Raw genomic sequence first — 7,118 nt, 5'->3', positions numbered from 1 at the left:
TATCCCCTGCTCCACTACACTTTATGCTTTACCCCAACATTTGACAAAGAACCGATTTAGTAACAACCAATATAGGAAAACACCTCTTGGCGTAAGCGTTACTTACACCAAGAGGTGTTTCGCTGTGTATTAGATCTTGATATCAATAATGGCCGATACTCCAACACCCTGTACCCGGCTAAATTTGGTAGGATTGGTGCTGTCACCGGGAATCAATGCTTTAACCCTAAACGTATTGCCATTGAAATTCCCTTCCAATTGCATTACGGCTTCGGTTTTATCAACCAATTCCTGTGCACCAGTAACCTGGGCTGCTCCTATGTACCCTTTGCTGCCAACCGAAATTATAGGAACCACTTTTGTCGCATAATTAGTCCCTGCATTATGCTTAAAAGTCAGCTTGTTGATAAAATCATTAAGTGGTGATGAAAATTTATCTACAAGGAGACCTATGCCACCCACTTTTAAAACATCACCCAAACCAAACGCCTGCGTTACCGGAATCGCAGTGGCAGTCAGCAAGCAAATAAATAACAAACCCGTAATCAACTTTCTTTTCACGTTACAGTTCCTCCTACAAAATTAGTGTTTCTACTATTAATTATACGCTGACTGACTGAGTAGTCAAGCCATGTGAGAATAAGAAAAACCTATGTATTTTGTATCATGGTCCTACATTGCAACTTTGGAAAAACTCTCAATCAGCCTCTTGTGTCTGGCAGCTTGATTGATAATTTTTTTGTTTTTATCATAATAATAATCACAGGCTAAACAGTGATCCCAGAGGCCATCGAGCACCGTACAAACAAAATTCAAGAAGCCGCTTTGTCGGTCATCCAAATCTAAAAACCAAGGTATAAACAAAGAAGAGTTATAATTGCCAATGCAAATTATAACTCTTCTTTGTTTGATATGACTATTACCTGAGAGCGGATTATATCAAGTAACCGTTCGATTAATCGATTATAGCAAGCCATAAGCTTCCATTTCAGCACGCAGCAAGGCTAAGTTATTCTCACTTAACTCGGTTAACGGCATACGGCATGGGCCGGCATCAAAACCCAGTAGATTTACGGCTGCTTTGACAGGAATGGGGTTTACTTCCGTAAATAATGCTTTTATAAGATTTAGTGTTTTTAGTTGCAATTTAGTGGCGCCCTTAATATCACCTTCAAAAAACTTTGCAACCATATTATGTGTATCCTGCGGAATAATATTAGCCATAACCGAAATAACGCCTCTACCACCTAGCGATAGGATCGGCAAGATCATATTATCATCACCGGAATATACAGAAAAATCTTCCCCACATAAATTAATCACGTCACCAACCTGTCCAAGGTTACATTCCTTGACAGCAATAATATTGTCAATTTCCGCTAAAGCTTTGATGGTTTCAGGATTTATGTTCAAATTGGTTCTGCTAGGTACATTGTACAAAATGACGGGTATTTTAACACTCTCAGCTATGGCTTTAAAATGTTGATACAACCCTTTTTGCGTAGTTTTGTTATAGTATGGGGTTACTGACAATAGTCCGTCAGCACCAACTGCTTCGGCTGCCTTTGATAATTCAATGGCATGACGGGTATCATTACTTCCAGCACCAGCAATAACCGGTACGCGCTTATTGGTTATTTCTACTGCAAATTTAATCACGGCAATATGCTCATCATCCGGCATGGTTGATGCTTCACCAGTAGTTCCGCAAATTACAATGGCATCCGTACCGGCTTGAATTTGGAACTCAATCAATTTTTCTAATGTTGAATAATTGACGCCATTGTCCGTAAATGGAGTTACAATCGCGACTGCCGATCCGACAAATAATGGTTTTCTCACAAAAATGACCACCTTTAAATAAATTGGTATGTCAAGGTATATATTGTAATTATATCCTATTAGGCGGCTAATTTCTATAGATATGAGCTTATCTTTCATATTTTATTGTTACATTGATATGCAAATTATAAAATTGGTTATAAAACAATAAACAAAAGAGGTATCTGTAACAGATACCTCTGTATTCTACATGTGTTTATCCCGCTAAAACTTGGTTATCTACCTAACTCAATGATATTTTTAACAAGTGCTTTGCATCTGCCGCAATCCGTGCCTGCGCCTGTAATTTCGGCAACTTTTTCTACTGTATCGGCGCCATTCTTAACCGCATCAACCACTGCTTTCAGCGAAACATTCAGACAGCCGCATACCGAAGTAAGAATCTTCTCAAGCTCATTTTTGCAGCCTTCACAACTACCACAAACTCCTGCCATTGCCTTTACTTCTTCGACCGTGCGGGCACCAGCACACATTGCCTTTCTAATGCTGCTGTAATCCACATGATTTACAGTACAGATGGTTCGGTTTCCAGCCAATCTTACCAACTCCTTTTCGATTTCACTGCACCTTTATACCAAAAGTATTCTCATAGCTGATTAGCCATCCACCATGTTAGCGTTAGATCAAACTCCTATCATTTCGGCAGTAATTATTCCAACGCAATGAGTGGAGATAGCTTTTCCTATAATTATACCATTACTTACACCAGCGCTTATAACCTCTGACTTCAATATCAAACTTCTCTAAAATTTTACCAATCATGTGTTTGTTCATATCTTTTATATCCACAGGATTATTATAATAGGTAAGCATTGGCGGCATAACCAATACTCCTAATTCAGCCAATGCCAGCATATTTTTTAGGTGAATTGCGCTCAGAGGACACTCTCGAGGGGCTACTATCAATCTTCGTTGCTCCTTAATAGTAACATCGGCAGCTCTAAGCAGCAGATTATCAGCATACCCGCAGGCAATACCAGCCACGGTCTTCATGCTGCAAGGAAGAATAATCATGCCCTCAGTCTTAAAAGTACCGCTGGCTATACTAGCACCAATGTTATGGATATCATAAACCTTGTCAGCCAGCTCCATTACCTCAGCAATAGTATAATCTGTCTCCTGCAGTATAGTAGCCTCAGCACCTTTGGAAATTACAAGATGAGTTTCATAGTCTAGATTCTCCTTAAGTATTTGTAATAATTCTATCCCTAATATGGCTCCACTAGCTCCGCTCATTCCGACTACTAGTCTTTTTTTTATTTTTCCTACCATTTTGCCTATTCTCCGCCTTTTAGTTTTCATACGTAATCAAGCCGACAATAAAATCTCCGGGACACATTGCGACAATCTCTTGAACTTATTTGTATTATAAACATTGGCGAAACACCTGTCCATACAAAGTAACAACGTAAACTACCCTCTGATACAAAAAGGTAACGACCCCCAACCCGGATATTTTAGGGGAAGGGCCGTTACCCGCGACGATCTCAGCTACATTCGTTCCGGCGAGAATCCAGTTATCCATTATAAATGAAATTTGGCAAGTGCAATTTGCATTTTTTCCGCAAGCTGAGCAAGTGATTGACTGGCAGAAGCGATTTCTTCCATAGAAGCCGTTTGCTCCTCAGTTGCGGCTGATATTGTCCCTGTTTCTGTAGCCGTATTTTGAGCAAGTGTTTCTACCTTTTGCATCGATGTTACTACTTCCTGACTGCCTCGGGCAACCTGCTGCACCGCAGCCGATACGTCGTTCACGGCTAATGAAACTTGATTGACCATTACGGAAATTTCCCGGAAGGCCTTTTCTGCAGAAGCAACCAAGTTAGTACCAAGTTTAACTTCGCCAGTACCTGTTTCCATTGCTTTTACGGCATGATGGGTATCGGTCTGAATTTCCTGAATGAGTTCAGCAATTTGTTTAGCCGCTTCCTGTGATTGTTCAGCTAATTTCCGGACTTCTTCGGCAACAACAGCAAATCCCCGTCCTTGCTCTCCGGCTCTGGCAGCCTCGATCGCCGCGTTGAGTGCCAACAAATTGGTCTGTCCGGCTATTCCGGCGATAGTATCGATAATCTGTCCGATCTCCTGGGAACGCTCACCCAGCTTACTGACCACTGCTGCAGAATCAGTAACTGTTTTTTCGATATTGTTCATCTGCTGAATAGCAGAATAGACAGCCTGTTCACCGTCCTTAGCTGCTGTCGCGGTTTTTCCGGACACTAAGGCTACATCTTTCATGTTATCCGTAATTTGTTTAATATGAAGCGACATTTCTTCAATCGCATTAGACGAATCTTTAATCACCTGCACCTGGTTCTCAGTAGCACGAGCCATACCGGTAGTGGCAGCTGCCACTTGCGAGGCAGCAAGGGCTGTTTGTTCTGACGTAGCGGTAAGTTCTTGGCTTGCGGCAGCCACCTGATTAGAAGAATCGGCTACTTTGCGGATAAGCTCCCGTAAACTGGCTTTCATTTCATTTACCGACATCGCTAAAGTTCCTGTTTCATCCTTAGCCATAATGGGTAAATCTGCAATTCCTAGATTCCCGGTTGCAATCTGCCGTACCCCTTCGGCCGCCGTCACAATTGGCTCTGAGATTTTTCTACTTATATACAGCGCCATACAGACAGCAATACTGAGTCCTAGTATCGCGATAAGTATAGCAATCCCAATATCGACCATTAAATCCCGCTGATTTTCTTCCGCCTTGGCGATCACTTTTGCTTCGATGTCATCAACCCAATTGCCGGTTCCAATAATCCAATTATACGGTTTAAATAATAGCGAATACCCCCGTTTGGGCAGTTCTTGCGTTTCATTGGGTTTAGGGAACCAGTAATCGGTATAACCGCCATTGGGCTGCATACCGTTTTTGATGATCTCTTGGATAAACTTGTTACCTTTGGCATCCACAAGATCAATACGACTCTTGCCCTCAATATCTCGCCCTAAAAGCACCACATTAATTCCCTCTGTGGTATCAACCCAAAAATAATTGCCATTATCAAACCGCAAGTCCCGCAGCAAGTCAGCTGCTTGTTTTTTGGCTTGCGCTTCAGTCAAAAGTCCTTGTTGTTGCTGGTTATATATCTTTTGCACCAAACTGTAAGCAGTTTCCACCTCCAGTTTGATACTTCTGTCAAATTGCTCATATAGCACATCTCGATATTTCTGTATGTCAGCCTCATTGCGCCGAATTGTACTTACAACATTATAGCAGGAAAGAATAAAGACACATACAAAACTAGTAGCAACCAAAGCAGCAATTAAGCGGTATTTCAATTTTGTCATTCTGATCCCTCCATATGGTTTTAAATCCCGTATTCAGACCATCATACTCCACCTTTTCCTACTATATTGTTGGGTCTTAATTCAGCATAATCATTTTTTCAATATATATAATTTTCACAATAGTGTGCTTTATCATATTTTACCACACATTTTATCAAAAATAGAAACATTTTATCAGAAATAGGATTATTTTATCAAAATTGGAAATCCGGTTCAGGTTGTTTGGGGGGCAATACCTTAGTGTACACTAACCACAAGCACACTATTACTAACAGATATCACTTTCAGCGGCATTTCCGTCACCCTCTCAAGTATTTCGGCCAGAATATCCGGGGACCCTGAATAGTTAACATCAAAGATTGCCGTTCCTTGTTGATATTCCCGCAAAAAGACGTTGTTTACCCCTGTCTGGGTTCGTAACAACCGCCCCAATAAGTTAACCACCGAATAATCGTTAACAGCAACCACCTTGATCTGGAGGCCTTTTTCCGGATTAGCTGCCGTTGCCAGCAACCTATCTACAAAAAACTTGCCTGCCGCTTTCCCCACATTACTGAGGGATTTCCTGGCGGCAACAGTAGCAGTTATGTCAACTCCATGACTCTGAAACCCCTGGGCAGCAATAATTTCTCCGGTATCCACTTTAATCAGTCTGGCTTCAAGCCGCGCACGGCTTGATATTATGTCATAGCCGGAATCCCCGGCATATTCAGCAAAGGCTTCGCCCACAAGCAAATAATCAAGCGGTTCGCTGGTTAACAGTCTGATAGCCGTGGCAGTATCCCCCTGATTGATAATGCTCTTAATGGCATCAGCCTGGCGAATACGCTTCAGCTGAGCGGGGTCAACGATTCTCCGGAACCCAGCCTCTGTCAGTTGACTGATAATTGCTGTTTCAGCAGCGACATCACCGAATGGTTGTTTGTAATGTTCTATCACAACAACACCAATGCGGGGATCACGCAAACCGGTATCAATCAGCTTCAGCCGCTCTAAATTGGTCATTAAGGGGGAATTAGGCTGGGCATCCACCGTTACCCGCACTTGCATGACAACTTCATTGCCTTCCTGCCATTGCGTAATAACAGAATAATTTCTGATAAACCCCTGAGATTTTGTATAGATTTCATCTTTGAGCAAAGTGTAGTTTTGCGTCAGCGTTTTTGCTTCCACGATGCTGCCAACGGTTTGTTCAACTGCCTGACGGAAAGCATCATGCAGAGCCGCTTCCCGGGAAATACCGCGTCCTTCTACTAAAGCTTCCTGAGCAACTGCAGGCGGACACTGGACTGTCCATAACAAAAGTACCATCAATAGGAATCTAAGAAAATTCATTGTATAAACCTCCTTAACATATATATCGCTGCTTTTGCAGGAATATCAATTATCTGTTATTTTACCATCATTTAGACTATCTTTAGAGCTTTTTTTACATAATATTTAACCTGACTGCAGGAATTTCTTGCGTAAAATTGAATAAGTAAGCATACTACAACAAAAATTACCTGTTTTACATGGGTCATTAGGAGGTTTTTATGCCCAAAAGATGTATTTTTAGGATTTTGTGGGTTTGTATTATTTTGGCTCTGTTTGCGAATGTAGCGATGGCTAATACTAAAACTACTGTCAAAATCGGCGTTCTTCCGTTAAAAAATGAAAGTCATTTCCATCAATTTGGAGTAACAGCAGCAGAAATGCTAACCGCTGATTTAGTAAAACTAAAGTCTTGCACAGTGGTTGAGCGAACCGAATTATCACGCGTATTTCAGGAACAAAAACTTGGCGCTCAAGGCTTGCTGGACGAAACAACCGCCTCGGAGCTAGGGGGTATCCTGGGCTTAGATTACTTACTGCTTGGCTCAGTAGATGGCTACATTGACAGTGAACCTGGCTATTACTACTATGACAAAAAGAAGCAGCGCAGTGTATGGAAGGAAGGTTCGAAGAAATGCAGCGTATCCTTAACCTTAAAATTGGTCAATGTC

8 protein-coding genes are annotated in these 7,118 nt (G+C 41.7%); 1 reads left to right on the top strand and 7 read right to left on the bottom strand.

Annotation, left to right across the window (positions count from 1 at the left end):
- Positions 1-129: 129 nt before the first annotated feature.
- From AC29Z1_RS11010 to AC29Z1_RS10980, 7 genes are all read right to left on the bottom strand, one after another.
- Positions 130-561 carry a hypothetical protein gene (locus AC29Z1_RS11010; protein ID WP_488271509.1) on the bottom strand — a complete coding sequence of 144 codons (432 nt, stop codon included), beginning with the start codon at positions 559-561 and terminating at the stop codon, positions 130-132.
- 402 nt (positions 562-963) lie between these two features.
- The gene (gene dapA, locus AC29Z1_RS11005; RefSeq protein WP_488271508.1) at positions 964-1,842 is read right to left on the bottom strand and encodes a 4-hydroxy-tetrahydrodipicolinate synthase; all 879 of its coding nucleotides are present in this window, start codon (positions 1,840-1,842) and stop codon (positions 964-966) included.
- Between the two features lie 215 nt (positions 1,843-2,057).
- The gene (locus AC29Z1_RS11000) at positions 2,058-2,378 is read right to left on the bottom strand and encodes a (2Fe-2S)-binding protein (protein WP_488271507.1); all 321 of its coding nucleotides are present in this window, start codon (positions 2,376-2,378) and stop codon (positions 2,058-2,060) included.
- A 160-nt stretch (positions 2,379-2,538) separates the two neighbouring features.
- Positions 2,539-3,114: a UbiX family flavin prenyltransferase gene (locus tag AC29Z1_RS10995; RefSeq protein WP_488271506.1), complete on the bottom strand. Its 576-nt coding sequence runs from the start codon at positions 3,112-3,114 to the stop codon at positions 2,539-2,541.
- Positions 3,115-3,208: 94 nt separating this feature from the next.
- Positions 3,209-3,367 (bottom strand): hypothetical protein, encoded by a 159-nt coding sequence (locus AC29Z1_RS10990; protein ID WP_488271505.1) that lies wholly within the window; start codon positions 3,365-3,367, stop codon positions 3,209-3,211.
- Positions 3,367-5,133: a methyl-accepting chemotaxis protein gene (locus AC29Z1_RS10985; protein WP_488271504.1), complete on the bottom strand. Its 1,767-nt coding sequence runs from the start codon at positions 5,131-5,133 to the stop codon at positions 3,367-3,369. The genes AC29Z1_RS10990 and AC29Z1_RS10985 overlap by 1 nt, the downstream gene beginning before the upstream one ends.
- 237 nt (positions 5,134-5,370) lie before the next feature.
- On the bottom strand, positions 5,371-6,468 hold the full coding sequence (locus AC29Z1_RS10980) for a hypothetical protein (protein WP_488271503.1): 1,098 nt from the start codon (positions 6,466-6,468) through the stop codon (positions 5,371-5,373).
- A 200-nt stretch (positions 6,469-6,668) separates the two neighbouring features.
- On the opposite strand from AC29Z1_RS10980, the gene AC29Z1_RS10975 reads away from it, so the two are divergent.
- Positions 6,669-7,118: CsgG/HfaB family protein (locus tag AC29Z1_RS10975; protein ID WP_488271502.1), on the top strand; the 450-nt coding region annotated here is incomplete at its 3' end.

This window comes from Sporomusa sp. (assembly GCF_057736855.1).
The sequence above is the reverse complement of the archived record's forward strand: the minus strand, read 5'-3'. Positions and strand labels throughout refer to the sequence as shown.

What these genes read in the sequence shown, in the direction of transcription:
- AC29Z1_RS10990 (WP_488271505.1), bottom strand. Translation starts at nt 3,367, where the DNA reads ATGGATAACTGGATTCTCGCCGGAACGAATGTAGCTGAGATCGTCGCG.
- AC29Z1_RS10995 (WP_488271506.1), bottom strand. Translation starts at nt 3,114, where the DNA reads ATGGTAGGAAAAATAAAAAAAAGACTAGTAGTCGGAATGAGCGGAGCT.
- AC29Z1_RS10980 (WP_488271503.1), bottom strand. Translation starts at nt 6,468, where the DNA reads ATGAATTTTCTTAGATTCCTATTGATGGTACTTTTGTTATGGACAGTC.
- AC29Z1_RS10985 (WP_488271504.1), bottom strand. Translation starts at nt 5,133, where the DNA reads ATGACAAAATTGAAATACCGCTTAATTGCTGCTTTGGTTGCTACTAGT.